The following is a 24029-nucleotide window of genomic DNA, read 5'->3' on the forward strand; positions in this document are numbered from 1 at the left end:
GGCTTGTATCCTCAAAAGTAAACGGTACGGTAGAGTTTACTTGTTCGAGCGACCTTTTCCCATGCCGCTGGAGTGAACTCATGATCGTCATCACCGCACCTACCGGAAATATCGGACACCAGGTGGTCGACCGCGTTCTCGCCGCCGACGAGCCGGTCCGCGTCGTCGTCCGCGACCCCGCCCGGCTGAGCGCCGACGTCCGCGAGCGCGCGGAGGTGGTCCAGGGCTCGCACGGCGACCCCGAGGCCGTGGCCCGCGCCCTCGACGGCGCCGACGCGCTGTTCTGGCTGCCGCCGCCCAACCCCCACGCGGCCACCCTAGACGAGGTGTACTCCGACTTCGCCCGGCCCGCCGTCGAGGCGATCCGCGCCTACGGCGTCAAGCACGTCGTCAGCGTCAGCTCCCTGGGCCGCGGCACCGCCTACGCGGACCGGGCCGGGCATGTGACGGCCACGCTGGCCCTGGACGACCGGCTCGCGGAGACCGGCGCGGCCTTCCGGTCCCTGAATCTGCCCAGCTTCATGGACAATCTGCTCCGCCAGGCCCAAGTGATCAAGGCGCAGGGCGTGTTCTTCAACGCGCTCTCCCCCGACCGCGCGATGCCCACGGTGGCCACCCGCGACATCGCCGCCGTCGCCGCCCGCCTGCTGCTCGACCCCTCGTGGAGCGGCCGGGAGGACGTACCGGTGCTCGGCCCCGAGGACCTGTCGCAGAATGACACGGCCGCCGTGATGGCCGACGTCCTCGGCTTCCCGGTCCGCTACCAGCAGGTCCCGGCGGGGCCGTTCAAGGAGCGGTTCCTCGGCGCGGGCATGTCCGAGGCCATCGCCCAGGGCATGCTGGACATGGCGATCGCCAAGGACGGCGGCCTCGACAACGGGATCACCCGCACCCCGCAGCACGCCGTCGACACCCCCACCACGCTCCGGCGGTGGTGCGAGGACGTCCTCAGGCCCGCGGTCGAGGCCGCCTGACCGACCAGGATCTCAGGCCGCGTACTGGTGGGAGGAGTACGTGAGATAGCCCGCGTCGCCGCCCTGGTAGTACGTGGCCTCGTCGACGGGGGCCAGCGGCAGGCCGACGCGCAGCCGCTCGACCAGGTCGGGGTTGGCGATGAAGCCGCGGCCGAAGCTGATCAGGTCGGCGCCCAGCGCGAGCCAGTGGTCGGCGTCATCCCGGCCCGTCTGCTTGGGGCCCATCGGCAGCACGGGGTTCATGATGAGGGTGCCGGGCCATGCCCGGCGCAGAGCGGTCAGCACCTCCTCGTCGGCGGTCGCCTCCAGGTGGACGTACGCCGGTGAGAGCGCCGCCAGTTCGGTGAGCAGCGCCGCGTACAGCTCCGGTACGTCGTCCTCCCGGACGCCCCAGAAGGTGGCGCCCGGCGAGAGCCGGATGCCGGTGCGGTCCGCGCCGACGGCCTCGACGGTGGCGGCGACCGCCTCGACGGCGAAGCGGATCCGGTTCACGACCGAGCCGCCGTACCCGTCGGTGCGCAGGTTGGCGTTGGACGAGAGGAACTGCGAGATCAGATAGCCGTTGGCGCCGTGCAGTTCCACCCCGTCGAACCCGGCGTCGACCGCGCGGCGGGCGGCGTCGCCGTACGACCGCGCGTGCTCGGGGATCTCGGCGGTCTCCAGGGCGCGGGGCGTCGGGGCGGGCTGCGGGCCGGTCGGGGTGAACACCTCTCCCACGGCGGCGACGGCCGAGGGCCCGACCGGCAGCGTCCCGATGGTGTCGGGGTGCGAGACCCGGCCGCCGTGCATGAGCTGGGCGAAGATCCGGCCGCCGCTGGCGTGCACGGCGTCGGTCACCGGGCGCCACGCGGCGGTCTGCTCGTCGGTGTGCAGCCCCGGCGTGCCCGGGTTGGACTGCCCGATCGCGCTCGGCTGCACACCCTCGCTGACGATCAGCCCGGCGGTCGCCCGCTGGGCGTAATAGGCCGCCATCGACGGTGTCGCCAGCCCGCCCGCCGCGGCCCTGACCCGGGTCATCGGGGCCATGACCAGCCGGTTGGGCAGGGTCAGACCGCCGAGCCGGTAGCTGGTGAAGAGGTTCGTCACGTCGGGCTCCTTCATGCGTAGCGCGTCACTTCCGTACCGCCCGGTCTCCCGGACACGACTGCTACGCTAAAACCTGACATTGACGTCAGAGGCAAGCTCTGTGACGCAGACCATAGCCCACCCGGGAGCCACCGCCCGGGCGGTGGGAACAGCCGGGAGGACATCGTGCGGATCGGGGAACTCGCGGCGCGGGCCGGGGTCAGCGTGCGGTCCGTGCGCTACTACGAGGAGCAGGGGCTGCTCACCAGCGTGCGCAGCGGCAGCGGGCAGCGGCACTACACGGACGAGGAGGTCGAGCGCGTCGCCTTCATCCAGCGCCTCTACGCGGCGGGCCTGTCCAGCCGCACCATCGCCGAACTGCTCCCCTGCGTCGACTCCCCCAGCGAGGAGAACTCCGACGCCGCCCTCGACCGGATGGCCCTGGAGCGCGACCGCCTCTCTGCCCATATCGACGACCTCGTCCGCACCCGCGACACCCTCGACGCCCTGATGGTCACGGCGCGGACCCACCGTGACCAGGTCCTCGCGGGGACGGCCACCCCCACGGAGGCGGCCAGGTCCTGCGTGGGGCACGCAGCAGGCTGACGGCCTCCGCGGGGGTCGCGACGACGGGGACGGACTCCGGCGGGGGCGGGCGGCGGACGATCAGGACGGGGATGCCCGCCTCACGGGCCGCCGTGAGTTTGGGGGCCGTCGCGGAGCCGCCGCTGTCCTTGGTGACCAGGACGTCGATCCGGTGCTCGCGCAGCAGCGCCCGTTCGGACTCCACCGTGAACGGGCCGCGGGCCAGCAGGACATGGACGTACGGGGGAAGCGGCGAGTCCGGTGGGTCGACCGAGCGTGCCAGCAGGAATGAGACGGACGCCGCGGCGAAGGCCGCGAGGTCGCCGCGCCCCGTGGTCAGGAAGGGACGGCTCCCGAGGCCCGGCAGCAGGGCAGCCGCGTCCGCGACGGAGTCCGCCCAGTGCCAGCGGTCGCCGGGACCGGCCGCCCAGCCCGGCCGGCGCAGCACGAGCAGCGGCAGGCGTACGGCGCGGGCCGCCTCGGCCGCGTGGGCGCTGATGACGGCGGCGAAGGGATGCGTGGCGTCGACCACCGCGTCCACCCGTTCCTCGCGCAGCCAGCGGGCCAGCCCGTCCGCTCCCCCGAAACCGCCGATCCTGACCCGGCCGTCCGGCAGCCGGGGCTCCGCGACCCGCCCGGCCAGCGAACTCGTCGTCACCAACCCCGGAACGGCCGCGAGCAGCTCCGCGAGCCGCCGGGCCTCCCCCGTACCGCCGAGGATCAGCACATGCCTCGACTCCGCGCCGGGCGAGGTCACTTGGGGACGCCGCGCCGCAGCAGATAGGTGTCCATGATCCAGCCCTTGCGCGCCCTGGCCCGCGCCCGTACGTCGCTGATCCGTTGCGCGAGGGCGTCGTCCAGCGGTCCGGACAGCAGGATCTCGTCGGGCGTGCCGAGATACGCGCCCCAGTAGATCTCCAGCCCCTGGCCGGTGAAGCGTCCGAAGGTCTGGTGGGCGTCCAGCATCACCACCACGTCGTCCACCCCGTCCGGCAGCCCGCCGTCGGCGAGCCTGCGCCCGGTGGTGATCTGCACCGGCCGCCCGACCTGGTTGAGGCCCGTGCGGTGCTTGGCGGCCAGCGACGAGACGCTGCTGACGCCGGGCACGACCGTCCACTCGAACGCGGCGCTCCCCCGGCCGTGCACCTCTTCGAGGATGCCCAACGTGCTGTCGTACAGGGCCGGATCGCCCCAGACGAGGAACGCCCCGCAGCCGTCGTCCGGCAGTTCCCCGGCGATCAGCCGCTCGTAGATGTCGGCGCGGCGCCGTCGCCAGTCGTCAACCGCGTTCGCGTAGCCGGGAGTTGTCCGTTCCCGGTCGCGCTCCGGGTCGCGCGCGACGACCACGCGGTGCGGCCGTACGGCGTGCCGCCGCAGAATCTCCTCGCGCAGCGCGACCAGATCGGCCTTCTCCTCGCCCTTGTCGAGCAGGAAGAACACCTCGGTGCGGCCGATCGCCCGCACGGCCTGGAGGGTGAGCTGGTCCGGGTCGCCCGCCCCGATACCGATGACGAAGATCTGTTTCACGGTCCGGAGTCTCGCACAGCGGTCAGGGGCGTATGTCACAACGTCGCAGGCCCGATTGACGTGCCTGTTCGACAGCCCCTACGCTCAATTACGTGATGGCGTGAGGAAGCTGGTGAAAATCCAGCACGGTCGCGCCACTGTGTAGCCGGTCATCGAGGAGGTGGCCGGTGAGTCAGATACTCCGCCGTCACAACGCCCCATTCGATCGAGGGACGCCGAATCCCTGAAGGAGGCCCATCCGTGAGCTCTGTGTCCGCTCCCACCACCACCGCCACACCGGTTGTCCTGCCGGTCTCGAAGGCCGTGATGTGGCTGGTAGGCACCGCGATCCTGGCTTTCGCCGTCTACTACTTCATCGGTGTCGACCAGGGCGCGGTCAGCGTCTTCGGCAAGGACACCCACATCCACGAGTTCGTCCACGACGCCCGGCACTTCCTCGGTTTCCCCTGCCACTGAGTTCGCGCCGACGGAGCCGACAGAACAGACGGACAATTCGACATGGAAAAGAAACTCATCCTGCGCGGCATAGTCGTCGGCGCAGTCGCAGGGCTGCTCGCATTCCTCTTCGCGCGGATCTTCGCGGAGCCGGACATCAGTAAAGCGATCGACTACGAGAGCGGCAGGGACGACGCGCAGGCCGCGCTCGACAAAGCCGCCGGGCTGCCGATGGAGCACGCGGGACACGAGCTGTTCAGCCGCACCGTCCAGGCGGACGTGGGCATCGGCGTCGGCATGATCTTCTTCGGCATGGCCATGGGCGCGCTCTTCGCGGTCGCCTACGCGGTCTGCCTGGGACGCGTCGGCAATCTGCGGGCGCGCAATCTCGCGCTGCTGGTCGCTGGCGGCGGATTCCTCGGCATCTACCTGGTGCCGTTCCTCAAGTACCCGGCGAATCCGCCCGCCATCGGGCACGAGGACACCATCAAGGACCGCACCGGGCTCTATCTGGTGATGGTCGTGTGTTCGCTGGCCTTTCTGGTCGGCGCGGCACTGCTCGGCAGAAGGCTCCAGGCCCGGTTCGGGAACTGGAACGCGACCCTGCTCGCCGGTGCCGCCTTCGTCGTCGCGATCGGCGTGGTGATGGCGCTGCTGCCGCAACTGGGCCACCTGGCGTACAACAAGGAGAATTTCGGCAACCACGCGACGGAGACGCCGCTGCCGCTCACCGACGACAAGGGCCGGATCGTCTATCCGGGATTCCCCGCCGATGTGCTGTTCTCCTTCCGCTTCTACTCGGTGGCCGCGCAGCTCCTGCTGTGGACGGTGATCGGGCTGGCCTTCGGCCCGTTGGCCGAGCGGGTGCTCGCCTCGCGCACCGCCCCCGCCGCGCAGACCGGCAGGACGGACCCGGTCAGCGCGTGAACCGATGAACGACGACGCGCCGCCGCCGTCCGAGCCGCCCGCCGAGGCGTCCCGGACGGCGGATCTCGCGGCCCTCGGCCCGTTCTTCGCCGCCGAGGGGCACCGCGCCGGTTCCGATACCGGCGCTCCCTGGCGTTCGATGGCCGAGCTGGCCGACGGCGGACCCGCGCTCGGCGACCGGGTGGCGGGCGTCAGGCGGTATCTCGCGGCGGCGGGCGGCCGGGAGGCGGAGGCCGTGGAACCGCGGGTCGCCGCGTCCGTGGCCCACCTCGGGCTGGTCGCCCGGATGCTGTCGCCGACGCTGGCCCTCGCGGTCCTGCGCGGCGAGGTCGCGCCGGGCCTGCGGCTCGCCGATCTGCGCTGGCAGCCGGTCCTGGGCGGCCCCTTCCCGCTGTCGCTGCCGCACACGCCTCAGGACACCGGCCACACGGCTCCCGTCGCGCCCGCGGGAGGGGACGCCCTGGCCGCCGCCCTCGCCCGCCATCTGCTCGACGGGCCGGTGCGCGAACTGGCCGACGCCTTCGCGCCCTTCAAGGTGTCCCCGCACATCCTGTGGGGCAACAGCGCCTCCGCGCTGAACGGCGCCGCCGGGATGCTCGCCGCGGCGCGCCCCGCCGACGCCGGGCGCGTACGGTCGCTGGCCGCCCTGCTGCTGGACCGGCCGCCGCTGCGCGGTACGAGCACGGGGGCGCGTACGGGCGCACCGGGCGCGCCTTTCCGCCGGCGCAGTTGCTGCCTGATCTACCGGGCCGCGCCGGGGGGCGCGGGCGGGCTCTGCGGCGACTGCGTCCTCGCGCCGGTGGTACCGGCACCCCGCTGAGCTTGGGGCAGGCCAGGGTGGGCATCCTTATTGCCAGTACCTTGCAACAAGGACAGAGGTGCGTCTAGCTTGGCTTCGCCCGCTTCGACAAAGGACTGATGAAATGACCACCGCCACGTCTCCGGACGCACCGGCACCACCAGGGTCCCGCTGGCGCCGCATCGCCGGCTCGATGACCCGCGCCGAGTGGACGAGGGTCGGCGGCATGTTCGCCTTCATCCTCGCCCTGCACGTCATCGGCTGGTTCACGCTGGTGGCGATCGTGGCCCCCGAGCACTACAGCCTCGGCACCAAGTCCTTCGGCATCGGCATCGGCGTCACCGCGTACACCCTCGGCATGCGGCACGCGTTCGACGCCGACCACATCGCGGCGATCGACAACACCACCCGCAAGCTGATGGGCGAGGGCAAGCGGCCCCTGTCGGTGGGCTTCTGGTTCTCGCTGGGCCACTCCAGCATCGTCTTCGGCCTGGCCTTCCTGCTCTCGCTCGGCATCAAGGCGCTCGCCAATCCCGTCGAGGACGACAACTCCCAGCTCCACAACGTCACCGGCTGGATCGGCACCACCGTCTCCGGCACCTTCCTGTACGTCATCGCCTTCATCAACCTGGTGATCCTGGCCGGGATCTGGAAGGTCTTCCGGCAGATGCGCGAGGGCCACTTCGACGAGGCGGCGCTGGAGGAGCAGCTCAACAACCGCGGTTTCATGAACCGGTTGCTGGGCCGGGTCATGAAGTCGATCACCAAGCCGTGGCAGATGTACCCGCTGGGCCTGCTCTTCGGCCTCGGCTTCGACACCGCCACCGAGATCGCGCTGCTGGTGCTCGCGGGCTCCGGCGCGGCGTCCGGGCTGCCCTGGTACGCGATCCTCTGCCTGCCGGTGCTCTTCGCCGCGGGCATGTCGCTGCTGGACACCATCGACGGCTCGTTCATGAACTTCGCCTACGAGTGGGCGTTCTCCAAGCCGGTCCGCAAGGTCTACTACAACCTCACCATCACCGGCCTGTCCGTCGCCGTCGCCCTCATCATCGGCACCGTCGAACTCCTCGGCCTGGTCGCGGACAAGGCGGGATTCCACGGCGCCTTCTGGGACTGGGTCGGCGGGATCGACCTCAACATCGTCGGCTACGTCATCGTGGGCCTGTTCTTCGCCACCTGGGCCGTCGCCTTCGCCGTCTGGCGGTTCGGCAACATCGAGGAGAAGTGGTCGGCGGGCCTGCGCACCGCCGACCAGCAGGCCGACTGACCGACGGCCCGCCACGACGCGTCCGGGGCGGGCCCTAGCCGCCCGCCACGAGCGGCGGGCGGGTGCCGACGACGACGGTCGCATACAGCTCGTCCGAGTCGGTGACGTGCGCGCGGAGCCCGGCGGCGGTGAAGAGGCCGACCGCCCGCCGGGCCTGCCGCTCGCTCGACTCGACCAGCAGGGAACCGCCGGGGGCGAGCCAGTCGGTGGCCCGCGCGGCGACACGCCGCATGACGTCGAGGCCGTCGGCGCCTCCGTCGAGCGCCATCAGGGCCTCGTGGTCGCGGGCCTCGGGCGGCAGCAGGCCGACCTCTTCGCTCGGTACGTAGGGGACGTTGGCGGCCAGCAGCCCGACCCGTCCGCGCAGGTCGGCCGGGAGCGGCGCGAAGAGGTCACCCTCGTACACCCGCCCGCAGACGCGGGCCACATTGCGGCGGGCGCAGCGCACCGCGGCCGGGTCGAGGTCGGCGGCGTGCAGTTCGACGCCGCCGCCGAGCGCGGTGGCCAGGGCGACGCCGACGGCCCCCGAGCCGCAGCACAGATCCAGGACGACGGCGCCGGGCGCGGCGAGCCCGGCCGCGACCTGGACGAGGAATTCGGTACGGCGGCGCGGTACGAAGACGCCGGGGTCCACGGCGAACCGCTGTCCGGCGAACTCGGCCCAGCCGAGGACGTGTTCGAGCGGCAGACCGTCCGCGCGGCGCGCGACCATCTCGGTGAGTTCTTCGGGGGTCCCGGCCGCCGCGATGAGCAGCCGCGCCTCGTCCTCGGCGAAGACACAGCCCGCCGCCCTGAGCGCGGCGACGACGGTGGATTCGGGCGACGGTGCGGTGAAGTCCGACATGTAGAGCCTTTCGGGAAGCCCACGGGCACTCCCCCGGCCTCACCTACGCCGGAGAGACCGCTCGGCCGTACGGCGGGAGCACCCGGCCTGCGATACCGGTAATCGGTCCCACCTCCTCGGCTGATCTCGGCTGATCTCCACTGCTGTGGCGGGTCCTGGCCCGCCGCTGACGGCATCGACCCTACCCCACGGCGCGCCGCGCCCGTCGCCCCGGACCCGCGCCCTCGGACGGCGGCGCGCCGAACCGCAATGTAACGGTTAAGCATCAGCGCTGAATCAGTCCCTTTACCGGCCCACAACCCAATGCAATAGTGCGGTCGTTCCGCCACTGAATCGCTTAAGTACCGCGCTGTGGAGACGGAGATGGTGCACATGAAGGGCAAGGCACTCGCCGGGTCGCTGCTGGCGACCATGGCGCTGCTCGCCGCGGGTTGCGGTGGCGGGGGCTCGACGTCCAAGGGCGGTACCGCCACCGTGCCCGCCGACCCGTCGGCGGTGTCGGGTGACATCAAGGTCCTCACCCAGCGGACCGACCTCGTGCAGGACGGCACGATGAAGAAGTACGCCGCCGAGTTCAGCAAGCTCTACCCGAAGGTGCGGGTGACCTTCGAGGGGATCACGGACTACGAGGGCGAGGTGAAGATCCGGATGAACACCTCGAACTACGGCGATGTGCTGATGATCCCGGCGGCCATCAAGACCGACGACTACCCGAAGTTCTTCGCCTCGCTGGGCAGCGCCGAGGAGTTGGGAAAGAAGTACACCTTCACCGGCAAGGCCACGGTCGGCGGCAAGGTCTACGGAATCGCGAACTTCGCGAACGCGGCGGGCTTCGTCTACAACAAGGCCGTCTGGCGGCAGGCCGGGGTCACCGCCTGGCCGACCACTCCCGACGCCTTCCTCGCCGACCTCAAGGCCGTCAAGGCCAAGACCTCCGCGACGCCGTACTACACCAACTACAAGGACGGCTGGCCGCTGACCGCCTGGACCTCGGTGCAGGGCGCGGCCACCTGCGACGCCAAGGCGGCCGACGAGCCCGCCACCGACCCGGACCCCTGGCGCGCGGGCACCGACCTGAACGTCGGCGACACGCTGCTCTACACCATTGTGCACGACAAGCTCTCCGAGCAGGACCCGACCACCACCAACTGGGAGAACAGCAAGAATCTGCTGGCCACCGGCAAGATCGCCACCATGTGGCTGGGCTCGTGGTCCATCGTGCAGATGCAGGACGCGGCGAAGAAGGCCGGGCGCGACCCGTCCGAGATCGGCTACATGCCCTTCCCCTCCCAGAAGAACGGCACCTTCTGCACCCCGGTGGCGCCCGACTACCAGGAGGCGGTGAACGTCCACTCCAAGAACAAGGCGGCGGCCCGCGCCTGGATCGACTGGTTCACCGACAAGTCCGGCTACGTGCAGACCAATCAGGCCGTCCCCACGCTCAAGGGCGGACCGCTGCCGTCGGCCCTCAAGCCGTTCCAGGACGCCGGTGTGCGGTTCGTGGAGATGTCGCAGGCGCAGAGCGCCAAGGTCACCAGGATCGACAACCAGTCCGAGATCGGCATGACCGACAAGCCCGAGTACCGCCAGCACCTGATCGACGTGGCGCGCGGCGCCGCGGGGGGTGATCTCCCCGGCATCTTCGCCGGCCTCGCCAAGAAGTGGGCGAACGCGCAGAAGACCGCCGCCCTGTGACGCGCGCCCGGGTCTGGCGGACCGTGACGCCGTGGCTGTACCTGGCGGTGCCGCTCGCTCTGCTGATCACGTTCACCTACCTGCCGGTCGGCACCATGATCAGGGACAGCTTCACCGACTGGGACGGGGTCAGCCCCGACCGGAACTACGTCGGGACCAAGAACTACGTGGAGCTGTTCACCAGACCCGAGCTGTTCCAGGTCTTCTTCGTCAGCGTCTACTACCTGGTGGCGTCGGTGGCGCAGATCGCGCTGGCGCTGTACTTCGCGACCGTGCTCAGCTTCGACCTGCGGTTCCGGAATCTCTTCAAGGGCCTGCTGTTCTTCCCCTACCTGCTCAACGGGGTCGCGATCGGCTTCGTCTTCCTGTACTTCTTCCAGCCGCACGGCACCCTCGACACCGTGCTGAGCGCCTTCGGGGTGCACGGGCACCACTTCTGGCTGGGCAGCGGGCGGACGGCGAACACCTCGCTGTCCGCGGTGTCGGTGTGGCGCTTCATGGGCCTGAACTTCGTGCTGTTCCTCGGCGCGATCCAGTCGATCCCCGGTGAGCTGTACGAGGCGTCGGAACTGGACGGCGCCAACCGCTGGCAGCAGTTCCGGCACATCATCGCGCCGGGCATCAAACCGGTGCTGAGTCTGAGCGCGATCCTGGCGATCTCCGGCTCGCTGTCGGCGTTCGAGATCCCGTACATCATGACCGGCGGCGCGGCGGGCACTCAGACCTTCGTGATCCAGACGGTGAAGCTGGCCTTCGAGTTCAACAAGATGGGGCTGGCCTCGGCGGCGGCCGTCGCCCTGCTGGTGATCATCTTGCTGGTGACCTGGTTGCAGCGCGTCGTGGTGCCCGACGAGAGGAACGATCTCGTATGACCTCGCTGCTCGTCCGCGACACGGCGCAGGCCCCGCCGCCGGAGACCGTCGACCGGCCCGCGCGCACCCGCAGGGTGCTGGTCAGAGCGCTGGTGTACCTCTCGCTCGTGCTGGCCTCCGCGGTGGTGCTGCTGCCGCTGGTCGCGGTGTTCCTGACCTCGCTCAAGACGTCGCGGGAGATGACGGCGGACGGCGGGGCGCTGTCGCTGCCGCACAACTGGCTGAACTACCACAATTATGTGACGGCCTTCCGGGCCGGGAAGATGCTGCGCGCGTTCGGGAACACCGCCTTCATCCTGGTCTTCTCGATCGCGGGCACGGTGCTGATCGGCTCGATGGCGGCGTACGCGATCGACCGGTTCCACTTCCGGCTGCGGCGGCTGGTGATCGCGCTGTTCCTGATCGGCTCGCTGGTGCCGAGCGTGACGACACAGGTGGCGACCTTCAAGATCGTGAACAACTTCGGCATGTACGACAGCCGTTGGGCACCGATCGTGCTCTACATGGGCACGGACATCGTGTCGATCTACATCTTCCTCCAGTTCATCCGGAGCATTCCGGTCTCGCTGGACGAGGCGGCCAGGATCGACGGCGCGAACACCTTCACGATCTACTGGCGGATCATCCTGCCGCTGCTCAAACCGGCCATCGCCACGGTGGTGATCATCAAGGGGATCACGGTCTACAACGACTTCTACATCCCCTTCCTGTACATGCCGTCGGAGAGTCTGGGGACCATCTCGACATCGCTGTTCCGCTTCAAGGGGCCCTACGGCGCGCATTGGGAGGACATCTCGGCGGGCGCGATCCTGGTGATCGTGCCGACGCTGGTGATCTTCCTGTTCCTCCAGCGGTTCATCTACAACGGATTCACCAGAGGCGCGACGAAGTAGGGACGCAGCGGGAGCGAAGCGGACCGGCGCTCGCCGGTCAGGTCGTACGGGCGGGCGGGGCGGTGCTCTCGCGCGGGGTCAGCACCGGGGTGGCCACCGGTCCCGTCGCGGGTGTGCCGCCCTTCAGCACGGTCAGCAGCCGCCGGGCCACCTCGGCGCCGAAGCCGAAGACGTCATGGCTCATCGCCGACAGCTTCAGCGGGGTGAGCTGGCACAGCTGCGAGTCGTCCCAGGCGAGCAGGGAGACGTCACGGGGGACGGCAAGGCCCATCTCGGCGGCCACCGACAGACCGGCGACGGCCATCAGGTCGTGGTCGTAGAGGATCGCGGTGGGGCGGCGTCCCGGCTCCCCGGCCGGAGGGCTCACCGCTCGTCGCCCGGATCCGTGCGCTGGACCGCGGAGTTGACGCAATACAGCGCCGCGGCGGCGGCTCCGGGCTCCGGCCGGTCCCAGCCGCGTACGGTGATCGTGACGCGCTCGCCGGGCAGCAGGGTGACCAGGCCCCGGTCGGCGTGGGCCGCGGGGTCGAGCCGGTCGGCCTGGAGCAGCAGGTCGCGCAGGAGCGTCCGGGCGGTGACGGTCACTTCGGTGGCGCCGCCGTCGGAGGTGGCCAGCTCCAGGTCCCAGCGGGGCGCGGGGTAGGCGAAGTCCTTGTCCCTGGCCGGGAACCACAGGGCGCGGACGTCCTCGCCGCCGCCGGGTCCTTCGGCCTCGACGGTCAGCAGTTCCTTGGTGCTGTCGCCCGGCGGTACGAGGTCGCGCGGTACGGCGATCTCGGCGACCGTGCGGGCCGTCGCGGTGAACGGCAGCCGGGCTTCGGCGAGTACGGCGCCGTCCACCGCGACCCTGCGCAGGACCGCTGTGCCCGACCAGTCCCGCGCGCTCTGGTTGACCAGGGCCGCGACCAGGCCGTCGGCGCGCTCCTGGACGGTGAGCAGCCGGTCCGCGTAGAGCCGCTTCAGCTCGTGGTAGAGCGGCTTCTCGCGCTCGTCGCCGTCGATCGCGGCCCACGAGGTCACCGGCCAGCAGTCGTTGAGCTGCCAGACGACGGTGCCCGCGCAGGCCGGCCAGTGCGAGCGCCAGTGCTCGATGCCGCACGCGATGGCGCGGACCTGGTTGACCTGCGTCAGGTAGTGCCAGGTGTCGAAGTCGGCGGGGGCCGGGAAGTGGTGGGCCAGGCCGCGGTCCAGCTTGCCGTTGCCGTCGGCGGCCTTCTGGTGGTGCAGCATGCCGGGCGAGTCCGGGGTGAGCGGGTCGTCGGTCAGCGCCCGGCGCAGCGTGGCGTACGCGGGCGGCGCCTGCCAGCCGAATTCGGCGACGAAGCGCGGCACGTCCTCCAGGTAGCCGGTCCAGTCCTGGCGGTTCCACACCTCCCAGGAGTGGGCGGTGCCGTGCGCCGGGTCGTTGGGGTGGTGGTTCCAGGAGCCGGACCAGGGGCTGCCCGCCCAGTAGGGCCGGGTGGGGTCGGTCTCGGCGACCACGCGGGGCAGCAGGCCCAGGTAGTAGCCCTCGCCCCAGGACGCGCCCGCCAGATCCTGCTCCCAGTCCCAGTCGCGGAAGCCCCACAGATTCTCGTTGTTGCCGTTCCACAGCACGAGGCTGGCGTGCGGGGCGAGCCGGGCCACGTTCTCCCGCGCCTCGGCCTCCACCTCCGAACGCAGCGGCTGCTCCTCGGAGTAGGCGGCGCAGGCGAACAGGAAGTCCTGCCAGACCAGCAGCCCGGCCTCGTCGCAGGCGTCGTAGAAGTCGTCGCTCTCGTAGATCCCGCCGCCCCAGACGCGGATCAGGTCGACGCCCGCGTCCTTGGCCTGCTGGAGCCTGCGGCGGTAGCGGTCGGGGGTGATCCGGGTCGGGAAGACGTCGTCCGGGATCCAGTTGACCCCGCGGGCGAATATCGGCTCGCCGTTGACCAGCAGGGTGAAGGGGGTGCCCTTCTCGTCGGGGGCGGTGTCGAGGGTGACGGTGCGGAAGCCGATGCGACGCTGCCAGTGGTCGAGCGCGACGCCGCCTTCGCCGTCGGTGCCCTCGGTCCCGGCGTCGACGAGGGTGACCTCGCAGTCGTACAGCGGCTGGGCGCCGTAGCCGTGCGGCCACCACAGCTCGGGGCCGGGCACCTCGGCGGTGACGGTGCACCGGTCGGCGCCCGCGGGCACGTCGGCCTCGACCCGCGTCTCCCCCACCCGCAGGCGGACGGTCAGCGGACGGTTCAGGCCGGACGCGGTGCGCTCGATCTCCAGCCGGGCCTCGACCCGTCCGGTGCCGTCGGCCACCGTGACCAGCGGGGTGACACCCGACAGCCGCGCGGTCGACCAGTGTTCGAGCCGCGCGGGCTTCCAGATCCCGGCGGTGACCAGCGTCGGACCCCAGTCCCAGCCGAAGGAGCAGGCCATCTTGCGGATGTACTGGAAGGGCTCGGGGTACGAGTTGGGCCGGTCGCCGACCAGCGCGCGGACCCGTTCCGCCTCGGTGTAGGCGGAGGTGAAGGCGACGGTCAGCGCGGTCTCGCCCGCCGGTCCGTACAGGTCGGTGACGTCGTAGCGGTAACCGCGGTGCATGTTGCGCGTGGCGCCGAGGACGGTGTCACCGAGGCGGATCTCGGCCACCGTGTCCAGGCCGTCGAAGACCAGGTCGGTGCGCTCGTGCCCGGTGGCACGCGGCGGCAGCGCCGTCTCGTACGTCCAGTCCGCGCGTCCCACCCACGCCGCCGCGGTCTCGTTCCGGTCCAGGAACGGGTCCTTCAGCAGCCCGGCGGCCATCAGGTCGGTGTGCACGCAGCCGGGTACCTGGGCGGGTACGGTGCCGGACCCGAGCGCGGGCACGGCGTCCGCTCCGGCTCCGGCTGCCGACCCGGACTCGGGAAGGCGCAGCCTCCAGCCGTCGGCGATCGGCGTGACGTCCTTCATCCCTGCTCCTTGCCTGCTGTTGCCTTGCCGCCGGGCGGTTTCCGGCCGGTTGTCGGCCCCGTGGCCCGCGGCGCCCAACCTAGCGACCCCGCCGACCGGCTGTCCATTAAACGGTAAAGCACCACAAGTGCTGATGGGAAGCGGGGTGTTCCCTTGATGTCAGGGGTTTTGCTGAACCGATACAGGGCCGCCCCGGAGCCTGTCCGGGGCCGGTGCGGGACCCGGCGGGCCGTGGCGGTGAAAAAACCTCCGCCGGAGGCGATGAGTTTCGGACGCCGCGCCGGTCAACCCCGCACAAGCCGTATCCGACGCTCGGGAGTGATCCGCATGGCCACGTCCACCACCACCGTCACCGACTACCTCGCCGCCCTTGAAGAGCCGCTGCGCGAAGTCGGCACGAAGGCGCGGGAGATCATCGAGGCCGCGCTGCCGGACGCGCCCGGCGCCATGTGGCACGGCCACCCGGTGTGGAGCCTGGGCGGAGCGCCGGGCGTCGCACCGGTCTGCCTGCTCAAGGCGTACGGCTCCTATGTGACCTTCGGGCTCTGGCAGGGCCAGCAGGTCGAGGACGCCAGCGGGCGGCTGGAGCCGGGCGCGCGGGCCATGGCCTCGGTCAAGCTGCGCGCTCTGGACGACGTGGACGCCGAACTGTTCACGCGGTGGCTCGCCCAGGCCCGCGCGCTGGCCGCGGCGGAGTCGGCCTGAACGCGGGAGGCCGCGGCACGCGGCGAGGCCGCACCGCGCGAGGAGGCGGCGGTCAGCGCGGGCCGCGCCGGCCGCGCACGGCCAGGGCGACGCAGCCGACCGTCGCCGCCAGGGCCAGCGCGGCGGGCAGCCGTGCCCAGTCGGTACCGGCCACCGGCACCGTCGCGCAGACGAAGGTCAGGACGACGGCCGCCGCCGCGGTCAGGGCAGGGGCCGGGCCGCGGGCGGCGCGCGGCGCGGTCGCGCCCCGCGTCCAGTCGTCGGTGATCAGCAGATACGCCAGGAAGAGGCCCACGACGCAGGCGGCCAGCCAGGTCGGCGGATCGGTGACCGCCGCGGCCACCACCGACCCCACGGCGAGGACGGTGGAGCGGCGGCGGGCGGCGATCTTCGCCCAGCGCATCGAATTGCGCACCGGCCGCTCGTCCACCATCGGCGCCGCCCACCAGGCGGCCCCGGCCACCACGAGCAGCGCCACCTGTGCGCCGAGCGAGTGGCGTACGGCCTCCGGCGCGTCGCACGCCGCGAGGGCGAGCGCCACGGCCAGGCAGCGGGCGGGCAGTTGGGCGGGGAGCCGGATGCGGCGGGCCGCCCGGGCGGGGGCCGAAGGTGCAGAAGGTGCCGAAGGCGCGTCGGCCGAGGGGGCCGGGTCCGCGGGCGTCAGGGCGGGAGCCGAAGGCGCCGCGGGCGTCAGTGTCGAGGGTGCCGGGGCCGCGCCCGGCCGCTCCGCCGTACCGCTCATCGCCTGCCTCCGTGGATACGTGTGCGCACCAGCGGCGCCAGGGCCAGATCGAGGGTCTCGCCGCGCTCGTGGGTGACCACCGCGATGCCGCGCTCCTTCAGCGCGAAGCGCGTCGCGTCCCGCTCGGACCGCCACAGCCGCAGGCCCAGCTCCGCGTTGACGTCGCCGGGTTCGATGTACGGGTCCGCGGTGGCGATCTCGATCACCACCAGGGCGAGGGCCCGCGCCGCCACGCGATGCAGCACGTCGAGGATCCGCTGGTCGGCGAGCGGCGTGAAGACGTACACGATCGCGCCTTCGGGCAGCGCAGGCGGCGGGAGGTTGCTCACGCCCTCGGTGCGGTAGGAGATGTCCTTGCGGACTTCGAGGACGCTCTCGACGATCCGGTAGAAGTAGCCGTCCCCGCTGCCCGGCTGGAGCCAGCGGGTCGTGCCGCCCACCGAGACGACGCCGACCCGGTCGTGGGTGCGCAGATAGGCGCGGACCAGTCCGGCCGCCGCGCGGAAGGTCTCGTCCAGCGAGGACGTGCCGGTGACCGGGTCGAGGACGTCGCCGAGTCCGTCGAGCATGACGACGGTGTCGGCGGCGCGCTCCGCGGCGAACTGCTGGAGTTGCAGGGAGCCGCGGCGGGTCGTGGCGGGCCAGTTGATCCGCCGCTGCCGCTCGCCGCGGATGTACGGGTGCACGCCGGTGACCTCGACGCCCTCACCGCGCTGCGCCGCGGTGTGCTCACCGAGCCGCTGCGGGAGGCGGACCGGGATGGGCGTCATCCCGGCGCGGGACGGCACGGGGAACACCCGCACCTCGCCGAGGTCCGCGCGGACCGTGCGGCGGGCGGTGCCGCCCGCGTCGTAGAGGTCGAGGTCGACGGTACCGAGCGTCCAGCGGCCCCAGCGCTCGGCGGTCAGCCGCAGTTCCACGCGCGAGCTGCCCACGGTGAGATGGTCGAGCCGTACACCGGGCCCCAGCGTGACGCCGGGGTCGAGCCGCCCGCGGTCGCCGTCGTACGCGACGGTGATCCTGGCGGTGACGGTCTCGTCCTCGAACAGCCGCCGCGGTTCGACGTCGACCGTGACGTCCATCCGCGCCGTGCGCGTGCCGTACGGGAGTGAGAGCGCGAGCAGCACCAGCGGGCCGGCGGCCAGCGCGAGCAGCCACGGCCGTCCGGTGAGCAGGGCGGCGGCGACGGCGACCGCGGTCACCGTGCCGTACCGCAGGGCGCGCTCGCCCGCGCGCCAGCCGGTCGGTGGCGGCGGCGGTGGCTCCGCGGGCACGGCCCGCCGCTCGCCGGGCGGAGGCTGGGCGCCGCCGAGCGCGCGGGCGACGGCCGCGTGGGGGTCGGTCATGACGCGACGGCGTCACGGGCCGCCAGCGGCAGGGTCTGCGGGGCGGGTACGGACTGCACGATCTCCCGGATCACGTCGTCGGCGTTGATCTGCCGGACCCACAGCTCGGGGCGGAGCGTGACGCGGTGGGCGAGCGCCGGGACCGCCACCCACTTCACGTCCTCGGGGGTGACGTAGTCCCGGCCGTCGAGCACGGCGCGGGCGCGGGCGAGTTGGACCAGCGCGAGGCCGCCGCGCGGTGACGCGCCGACCTGTATGTGCGCGTGGTCGCGGGTCGCACCGACCAGCGCCACGATGTACTCCAGCAAGTCGTCCTCGACCTCGACCCGCTCCACGGCCGCGCGCATCGCCAGCACTTCCGACGGCCCGCTGAGGGTGCGCAGCTTCGCCTCGGGCGCGGCCCTGTCGATCCTGGACCGCAGCATGTCGGTCTCCTGCGGCGCCGACAGATAGCCCATCCGCACCCGCAGCAGGAACCGGTCGAGCTGCGCCTCGGGGAGCGTGTACGTGCCCTCGTACTCGATGGGGTTGGCGGTCGCGATCACCACGAACGGGTCGGGCAGTTCGCGGGTGCTGCCGTCGATCGACACCTGGGACTCGGCCATCGCCTCCAGCAGGGCGGCCTGGGTCTTGGGCGGGGTGCGGTTGATCTCGTCGGCGAGCAGCAGGTGCGTGAAGACGGGGCCGGGCCTGAAGACCATCTCGCCGCTGTGCTGGTCGTAGAAGGGCGCGCCGGTGACGTCGGAGGGCAGCAGGTCGGGGGTGAACTGGATGCGGCGGAACTCCAGTCCGAGGGTGGTGGCGAAGGATCTGGCCAGCAGCGTCTTGCCGAGTCCCGGCAGGTCCTCGATGAGGACGTGGCCGCCCGCGAGCACGCCGAGCATGACCAGCTCCAGCGGTTCCGGCTTGCCGACCACGGCGGTGCGGATCTCGGCGAGCACCTCGGCGGCCCTCTCACCCGCCCGCCGCGGGCTCAGGGCGTCGGCGTCGTGGTCGGATATGCGCTCGGAGCTGGTCACTGCGGTCCTCACCTTGCCTGGTCGTGGAGCGTCGTGAAACGGGGTACGGGGGCGGGGCGGCGCACGGCGGACGCGCGAAATACGGGCACGGGGCGGCGCACGGCGGACGCGCGGAATGCGGGCGCGGTCACAGCGTCTCCAGCCGGTCGAGCAGCGCCCGCAGTACGGCTTCGGGAATCGCCGGCTGCGGCGGGCCGGTCGTCGGATCGATCCACGGCCACAGGTCGGGACCGACGATCGCGCGGGCCCGGTCGGGGCTCTTGCGCAGCAGCACCCCGTGCCGCTCGGCGAGCCGGGCCGCGAAGAGCCGCTGCAGCTGCGGGCGGAGCGTGGAGTGGAAGTGCAGGGCGCCTTCGGGGCCGAGCGCCTTGCGGACGACCCGCGGCCATTCGCCGAGCGCCGGGGCGCGACCGCCGAGCAGCCGTACGGACTTGCGGTATCCGCTGTCCTGCGCGCCCGCGCCGCCGACGTACCGGGCGACGCCCAGCGCGACGACGGTGATCAGGGCGAGGCCGGTGGCCGCGGCGACGAGGCCGTCGGTGAGCGCGAGCAGCACTTCGGCGGCGACGACGAGGCAGCCGAGCAGGGTCAGCGAGTGGCGTACGGAGCCGGGCGGGCCCGCCGCCCGCCGGAGGTGTTCTTTCACTGTGCGGCCTCCGCGGCTGCTTCGGTGGTCCGCTCCCCGGGACCGCCGCCGTCGCCCGACGCGGCCTCGTCCGGGGCGAGTTGGGCGGCGATCTCGGTGAGTGCCCGCGCGGCGCGGTCCCGGTGGCCGTCGTCCATGGGGTGGGTGGAGTAGCGCGCCTCACGGAAGAGCGCGGTGAGCGCCGCCGCGCTCGGGCCCGCCAACCGGCCTGCCGTGACGGCCCGTTCGAGCAGGTCCTGCGGGCTGTCGGAGGCGCGGCGGGCGATGCCGGAGGCGGCGAGGGACCGTTCCATGGCGGCGTAGCAGGCGATGACGGCGGCGCGCGCGTCGGCGTCGTCCCGCAGCGCCCGTCGCCCGGACTCCACGGCCTCGGCGAGCACTTCGTCCTCGTCGTCGGCCTGGTCGTACCCGGGGCCGTCCTGCCGCTCCGCCTCACCCGACCGCAGATAGCGCCAGAGCAGCACGGCGGCGAGGACGACGGCCAGCACCAGCAGTCCGATGCCGATGCCGATCAGGACGTGTGTCAGCCAGGAGGGGAAGCCGTGGTTGTCCTGGTGCCTCTTGAGCGGACGCGGCGGGGTGGGGGCGCTGGGGGTCGGCGCGGTGGCGTCTCGCCATTTGCGGTCCTTGCCGCCGCCCGAGGTACGGCCGGACGCGTGGAACCGGTGCATGACGAAGATCAGCAGCGGGACGACGAAGGCGGCGCCCAGCAGTGCGGCGCGGACCACGTCCGCGAGCCGCTGCCGCAGCGGGTCGGACTCGGCGTCGTCACCGACCTGGAGCACATAGCGGTTGTGGAGCATCAGCGCGCCGATGAACCACGCGAGGCCGAGCGCCACCACGAACACATTGCCGCCGAGCGGTCCGCCGCCCTTGCCGAACGCCTTGCCCTCGGGCCGCAGCACCAGGGCGCTGAGCGCCAGACCCGCGATCACCAGGACGCCGAGCGCCGCCCGTGCCCCGGCGCTCGTCCGCGGCCCTCCCCCGTTCCCCGCCCGTCCCACCGCCACCTCCCCTTGTCGCGGAAGGCAGCTTCGCACACGAGTCCAGGGCTGTCAGCAGGCCCCCCGCCTGGGCGGAGGCGCTGACGGGGGGGGGCGGGAGCGGGCCGGGGCGTCCTTCAGTAGCGCTGGGCCTGGGCCACGCGCGGGAAGAGCGTCTTGTCGGCGTCCTTCGTGCTGAAGGCGACCGGCTGGGCGTGTTTGCCGGGCTCGACGTCGCGGGCGCCGACGACCGTGGAGTCCACGACGGCGCCGTCGGAGTCGGCGAATTCGACCTTGACGGCGAAGGACGCCTTCGTGTCGGTGGTGTTGGTGATGCTGACCAGGACGGCGTTGAGGCCGCCGGTCCTGGCCTTGGGGAAGCCGGTGAGCTGGACGTCCTTGACGGCGTTGCCCTGCCCGTCGACCTTGGCCAGCTCCGACTTCGCCTCGGCCGCGGCGCTGCCCGCGCCCGCTTCCACCGACGCCTCGAAGCTGGAGGCGGCGGCCTTCGCGGAGGACTGCGCGGCGGAGGCGGTCTGCTGGGCGGCGGAGGCGAGGGAGTCCAGCGGGGAGGGCAGGGTGCCGGAGAAGTTCCCGGTGCTGGGCGGGGCGCCGGGCGTCGTCGCTCCGGTCGAGCTGTTGCCGGAGGAGTTGTCGCAGGCCGACACCAGCGCCAGGCCGCCGGCCGCCATGGCCACCAGCGCCGCCGCGGTCAGTGAGCGCAGGCGGCGCGAGCGGGCCGTACGGGCCCGTCCGTCACCGGTTTCTCCTGCGCGGGTCCCCTCGGTACGACGTCGGCTCACGGGCTTCCCCTCCGGTTTCTGCGCTGGTCACCGGCCGGGCACACGCTCCGGCCGCCCCTCCACCGTGCGGGGTGCCCCGGCGGCGCGCAGCGTGCGCGGTGCCGTACGGGTGACGCGCCGGGCCCGGCGGTGGGGTGTCCGCACCGGCCCTGCGAGGGGGTGCCCGCCGCGGGCCTTGCGCGTTTGCGGGGTCGGCGGGGCGGGCCGAGCATGAGGCCATGACCGATCCGGTGGCGTTCGACGTGGTCAGCGAGGGCTTGGCCGAGGTGCACCGGCGACTGCTGCCGCTGCGGGACGGCGAGGTGGCGTCGTACATCCCGCAGCTCGCGCTGGCCGACCCGGACGACTTCGGCATCGCGCTGGTAAGCATGGGCGGCCACCGTTACGAGGCGGGCAGGTCACGTACCGAGTTCACCGTGCAGTCGGTGTCCAAGCCGTTCGTGCACGCGCTGGCCCTGTCCGAGCTGGGCCTCGACGAGATGACCCGCTGGGTGGGCAACGAGCCGAGCGGCGACGCCTTCAACGCGATCAGCCTGGAGCACGGCACCGGCCGCCCCGCCAACCCCATGATCAACGCGGGGGCCATCGCGACGACCAATCTCGTACCGGCCGCCTCGCCGGGCGAACGGTCCGCGCGCATCCTCGACGCGCTGAGCGCCTTCGCCGGGCGGCGGCTCACCGTGGACGAGGACGTCTACCGCTCGGAGGCGGCCACCGGCGACCGCAACCGGGCGCTGGCGTATCTCATGCACGCGGCCGGTTCGCTGCGCACCGACCCGGTGGAGGCGGCCGAGGTGTACTTCCGGCAGTGCTCGGTGCTGGTGAACACCGTCGATCTGGCCGTGATGGCGGGGACGCTCGCCAACGGCGGGGTCAATCCGGTGACGCGCGAGCGGGTGGTGGCCGAGCAGGTGGCCGTCGAGGTGCTGTCGGTGATGGCGACCTGCGGGATGTACGACGCGGCCGGTGACTGGCTGGTGCGGGTGGGGCTGCCCGCCAAGAGCGGGGTGTCCGGCGGCCTCGCGGCGGCCAGCCCGGCCCGGTTCGGCATCGCCTGCTACAGCCCGCCGCTGGACCGTACCGGCAGTACGATCCGCGGGGTGGTCGCGCTGAGGGAGCTGTCGCGGCGGTTCGGCATGCATCTGATGCACCACCCGGTGCCGGGCGCGGACACCGTGACGCGGGTCGGCACGGGCGGCAGCGGGGGTACGGGGACCCGGGTCTCCTCCGGGCGGGAGCGGGTGACGGCCGACCGCGACCTGCTGGACCGGGACGGCGACCGGGTGGTGCTGGTGGCCGCGCGCGGCGAGGTGGACTTCCCCGCGGCGGAGCGGCTGCTGCACGCGCTGGCGAGCGCCGTGCCGCTGGTGCCCGGCTGGGTGGTGGTCGACATGGAGCGCGTGACGCACGTCAATCAGGTGGCCGGGCTGATGCTCGGCAACGCCTTCGAGCGGATCTCGGCGGCGGGGCACCAGGTCGCCCTGGTCGGCGCGCCGGACCAGCACTGGGGCGGTGTCGCGGTACGGCACGACAGCGTGGAGGATGCGCTGGCGTGGGCGGAGGACGCACTGCTGTACGAGCTGCGGCCACTGCCCCAGTGAGATATCCATAAAGAGACAAAGGGATTTCATGTCCGGGGGGGGACTTCGCCGGAAGGGCCTGCCATGCACTCGCCTCTCAGCCCCGCCACCCTCGCCGACCTGCGCCGTCCGCGGCACTACCCCGCCGTCTCCGTGCTGATGCCGACGCACCGCCGGGAGCCGGACAACGCGCAGGACGCCGTACGCCTGCGCAATCTCATCGCACGGGCCAAGGACGAGGTGGAGTCCGACCCCGAGGTGTCCAGGGCCGACCGGATCGATGTGGTCGAGCAGCTGGACAAGGCGCTGTCCGAGGTGGACCTGGTGCACGCCGAGGACGGTCTGGCGATCTTCGCGGCGCCCGGTGAGCACCAGGTGTGGTCGCTGGACCGCTCGGTGCCGGAGCGGGTGCTGCTCGCGCAGACGTTCCTGACCCGTAATCTCATCGCCGCGCAGGCGGCCGACCAGCCGTACTGGGTGCTGGCGGTCTCCGCCGACCACGCCACTTTGTGGGGCGGCGGCCGGGAGCGGCTGACCGAGCACACCGCGAGCGGTTTCCCGAAGACCCGGTCGCTGCCCGACACCGACATCGAGCGCGAGGAGCGCATCGGGGACCGACCCAGCACCTTCAACGACGAGGAGACCCGCCGCTATCTGCGCGAGGTCGCCGACGCCGTCGGTACGGTGCTCACGGCCGAGCCGCGGCCCCTCTACGTCGTCGCGGAGGCCGAGGCCCTCGCCGTCCTGGACGAGGTCAGCCCCGATGCCAAGGAGGCCGTCCGGGTCCTCCAGGGCGGTCTGTCCAAGGGCCCCGCCGAAGCCGTCCGGCAGGCCGTGCTGCCCGCCGTCCGCGAGCGCGCCGACCAGGACGTCTCGGATGTCCTCGCGGAACTCGACGCCGCCCGTGGCCGCCGTACCTTCGCCGCGGGTGTGGACGAGGTCTGGCAGTCCGTCGTCGAGGGCCGCGCCGCCGTCGTCGTCATCGAGGACGACTACCGCACCACCGTCCGCGACGACGCCGACCACCTCGTCCCCGCCACGCCCGAAACCCCGGGTGCCCGTGAGGACATCGTCGACGAGATCGCCGAACAGGCCCTCGACACCGGCGCCCGCGTGCACTTCGTCCCCGACGCGATGCTCAACGGCTCCCACCACATCGCGGCCGTGCTGCGCTACTGACGGCCCGCACGGCCTTTCTCCGCCTCGGGCCTCGCCTCATACACGGTCTCGTGCCCGGTCTCTTGCGCGTCGGGCCTCGCCTCTTGCCCGCTCCCCCAGCTCCGGCAGCCGCCGCGCGTCGTGGTGCGGGAACCGCACGGCGGCGCCGCGCTCGCGCGCCTTGGCCTCCGCGGCGCGCAGCGCGGTGTCCGCCAGGTCGGCGTCACCGTGTGCGTGCGGCCCGCCCGCACGAGCGCCTC

Annotated in this window: 24 protein-coding genes and 1 riboswitch; of the genes, 12 read left to right on the top strand and 12 right to left on the bottom strand. The window is 72.2% G+C overall.

What is annotated here, in order from left to right:
- Positions 1-80: 80 nt before the first annotated feature.
- Entirely contained in the window at positions 81-974 is an 894-nt protein-coding gene (locus tag ACIOC1_RS12630; RefSeq protein WP_401853789.1) for an NAD(P)H-binding protein, read from the top strand.
- A 12-nt stretch (positions 975-986) separates the two neighbouring features.
- On the opposite strand, the gene ACIOC1_RS12635 is transcribed toward ACIOC1_RS12630, so the two are convergent.
- Entirely contained in the window at positions 987-2060 is a 1074-nt protein-coding gene (locus ACIOC1_RS12635) for an alkene reductase (RefSeq protein WP_355341004.1), read from the bottom strand.
- A 165-nt stretch (positions 2061-2225) separates the two neighbouring features.
- On the opposite strand from ACIOC1_RS12635, the gene ACIOC1_RS12640 reads away from it, so the two are divergent.
- The gene (locus tag ACIOC1_RS12640) at positions 2226-2645 is read left to right on the top strand and encodes a MerR family transcriptional regulator (protein ID WP_401311258.1); all 420 of its coding nucleotides are present in this window, start codon (positions 2226-2228) and stop codon (positions 2643-2645) included.
- On the opposite strand, the gene ACIOC1_RS12645 is transcribed toward ACIOC1_RS12640, so the two are convergent.
- Both ACIOC1_RS12645 and cobF read right to left on the bottom strand, forming a co-directional pair.
- Positions 2554-3381, bottom strand: coding sequence for a cobalt-precorrin-6A reductase (locus ACIOC1_RS12645; RefSeq protein ID WP_401853793.1), 828 nt, complete (start codon positions 3379-3381; stop codon positions 2554-2556). The genes ACIOC1_RS12640 and ACIOC1_RS12645 overlap by 92 nt on opposite strands.
- Complete coding sequence (gene cobF / locus ACIOC1_RS12650) at positions 3378-4151, bottom strand: precorrin-6A synthase (deacetylating) (RefSeq protein WP_401311252.1); 774 nt, start codon at positions 4149-4151, stop codon at positions 3378-3380. Before cobF ends, ACIOC1_RS12645 begins: the two co-directional genes overlap by 4 nt.
- Positions 4152-4206: 55 nt before the next feature.
- Positions 4207-4355: riboswitch (cobalamin riboswitch) on the top strand.
- A gap of 36 nt (positions 4356-4391) precedes the next feature.
- On the opposite strand from cobF, the gene ACIOC1_RS12655 reads away from it, so the two are divergent.
- The 4 genes from ACIOC1_RS12655 (at position 4392) to ACIOC1_RS12670 (ending at position 7579) form a co-directional block, all read left to right on the top strand.
- Complete coding sequence (locus tag ACIOC1_RS12655; RefSeq protein WP_391045033.1) at positions 4392-4607, top strand: CbtB-domain containing protein; 216 nt, start codon at positions 4392-4394, stop codon at positions 4605-4607.
- A gap of 42 nt (positions 4608-4649) precedes the next feature.
- Positions 4650-5513, top strand: coding sequence for a CbtA family protein (locus tag ACIOC1_RS12660; protein WP_391161940.1), 864 nt, complete (start codon positions 4650-4652; stop codon positions 5511-5513).
- Positions 5514-5517: 4 nt separating this feature from the next.
- Entirely contained in the window at positions 5518-6333 is an 816-nt protein-coding gene (locus ACIOC1_RS12665; RefSeq protein WP_401853797.1) for a (2Fe-2S)-binding protein, read from the top strand.
- 103 nt (positions 6334-6436) lie between these two features.
- Positions 6437-7579 (top strand): HoxN/HupN/NixA family nickel/cobalt transporter, encoded by a 1143-nt coding sequence (locus tag ACIOC1_RS12670; RefSeq protein WP_391161942.1) that lies wholly within the window; start codon positions 6437-6439, stop codon positions 7577-7579.
- Positions 7580-7613: 34 nt separating this feature from the next.
- Here the strand turns inward: ACIOC1_RS12670 and ACIOC1_RS12675 are convergent, their stop codons facing one another.
- Positions 7614-8423, bottom strand: coding sequence for a putative protein N(5)-glutamine methyltransferase (locus ACIOC1_RS12675; protein WP_401853799.1), 810 nt, complete (start codon positions 8421-8423; stop codon positions 7614-7616).
- 363 nt (positions 8424-8786) lie between these two features.
- Between ACIOC1_RS12675 and ACIOC1_RS12680 the strand changes: the two genes are divergently transcribed.
- Genes ACIOC1_RS12680 through ACIOC1_RS12690 form a run of 3 tightly spaced genes read left to right on the top strand, consistent with a single transcriptional unit; the run spans position 8787 to position 11883 of the window.
- On the top strand, positions 8787-10118 hold the full coding sequence (locus ACIOC1_RS12680; protein ID WP_401853802.1) for an ABC transporter substrate-binding protein: 1332 nt from the start codon (positions 8787-8789) through the stop codon (positions 10116-10118).
- Positions 10085-10990 carry a carbohydrate ABC transporter permease gene (locus ACIOC1_RS12685; RefSeq protein ID WP_401853803.1) on the top strand — a complete coding sequence of 302 codons (906 nt, stop codon included), beginning with the start codon at positions 10085-10087 and terminating at the stop codon, positions 10988-10990. The genes ACIOC1_RS12680 and ACIOC1_RS12685 overlap by 34 nt, the downstream gene beginning before the upstream one ends.
- Positions 10987-11883, top strand: a complete 897-nt coding sequence (locus tag ACIOC1_RS12690; protein ID WP_391045051.1) for an ABC transporter permease subunit — start codon at positions 10987-10989, stop codon at positions 11881-11883. Before ACIOC1_RS12685 ends, ACIOC1_RS12690 begins: the two co-directional genes overlap by 4 nt.
- 37 nt (positions 11884-11920) lie before the next feature.
- Here the strand turns inward: ACIOC1_RS12690 and ACIOC1_RS12695 are convergent, their stop codons facing one another.
- A complete protein-coding gene (locus ACIOC1_RS12695; RefSeq protein ID WP_401853806.1) occupies positions 11921-12250 on the bottom strand; it encodes a substrate-binding domain-containing protein in 330 nt (109 codons plus the stop codon).
- A complete protein-coding gene (locus ACIOC1_RS12700) occupies positions 12247-14787 on the bottom strand; it encodes a glycoside hydrolase family 2 protein (protein WP_401853809.1) in 2541 nt (846 codons plus the stop codon). The genes ACIOC1_RS12695 and ACIOC1_RS12700 overlap by 4 nt, the downstream gene beginning before the upstream one ends.
- A 327-nt stretch (positions 14788-15114) precedes the next feature.
- Between ACIOC1_RS12700 and ACIOC1_RS12705 the strand changes: the two genes are divergently transcribed.
- Positions 15115-15492 (top strand): DUF1801 domain-containing protein, encoded by a 378-nt coding sequence (locus ACIOC1_RS12705; RefSeq protein WP_355341037.1) that lies wholly within the window; start codon positions 15115-15117, stop codon positions 15490-15492.
- Positions 15493-15544: 52 nt separating this feature from the next.
- On the opposite strand, the gene ACIOC1_RS12710 is transcribed toward ACIOC1_RS12705, so the two are convergent.
- The 6 genes from ACIOC1_RS12710 to ACIOC1_RS12735 form a co-directional block, all read right to left on the bottom strand.
- Complete coding sequence (locus ACIOC1_RS12710; protein ID WP_401853812.1) at positions 15545-16234, bottom strand: hypothetical protein; 690 nt, start codon at positions 16232-16234, stop codon at positions 15545-15547.
- Complete coding sequence (locus ACIOC1_RS12715; protein WP_355341042.1) at positions 16231-17580, bottom strand: DUF58 domain-containing protein; 1350 nt, start codon at positions 17578-17580, stop codon at positions 16231-16233. Before ACIOC1_RS12715 ends, ACIOC1_RS12710 begins: the two co-directional genes overlap by 4 nt.
- Positions 17577-18599: a MoxR family ATPase gene (locus ACIOC1_RS12720; RefSeq protein ID WP_355341045.1), complete on the bottom strand. Its 1023-nt coding sequence runs from the start codon at positions 18597-18599 to the stop codon at positions 17577-17579. The genes ACIOC1_RS12715 and ACIOC1_RS12720 overlap by 4 nt, the downstream gene beginning before the upstream one ends.
- 127 nt (positions 18600-18726) lie before the next feature.
- Positions 18727-19245: a hypothetical protein gene (locus tag ACIOC1_RS12725; RefSeq protein WP_401853814.1), complete on the bottom strand. Its 519-nt coding sequence runs from the start codon at positions 19243-19245 to the stop codon at positions 18727-18729.
- Complete coding sequence (locus ACIOC1_RS12730; protein WP_401853817.1) at positions 19242-20249, bottom strand: DUF4129 domain-containing protein; 1008 nt, start codon at positions 20247-20249, stop codon at positions 19242-19244. The genes ACIOC1_RS12725 and ACIOC1_RS12730 overlap by 4 nt, the downstream gene beginning before the upstream one ends.
- 116 nt (positions 20250-20365) lie before the next feature.
- Entirely contained in the window at positions 20366-21031 is a 666-nt protein-coding gene (locus ACIOC1_RS12735) for a hypothetical protein (protein ID WP_401853818.1), read from the bottom strand.
- A gap of 218 nt (positions 21032-21249) precedes the next feature.
- On the opposite strand from ACIOC1_RS12735, the gene glsA reads away from it, so the two are divergent.
- Positions 21250-22632 carry a glutaminase A gene (gene glsA, locus ACIOC1_RS12740; protein WP_401853821.1) on the top strand — a complete coding sequence of 461 codons (1383 nt, stop codon included), beginning with the start codon at positions 21250-21252 and terminating at the stop codon, positions 22630-22632.
- 63 nt (positions 22633-22695) lie between these two features.
- Positions 22696-23790 carry a chemotaxis protein gene (locus tag ACIOC1_RS12745; protein WP_391045072.1) on the top strand — a complete coding sequence of 365 codons (1095 nt, stop codon included), beginning with the start codon at positions 22696-22698 and terminating at the stop codon, positions 23788-23790.
- The last annotated feature ends 239 nt before the right edge of the window (positions 23791-24029 follow it).

The organism is Streptomyces sp. NPDC088197 (assembly GCF_044741185.1).
Taxonomy (GTDB): Bacteria; Actinomycetota; Actinomycetes; order Streptomycetales; family Streptomycetaceae; genus Actinacidiphila.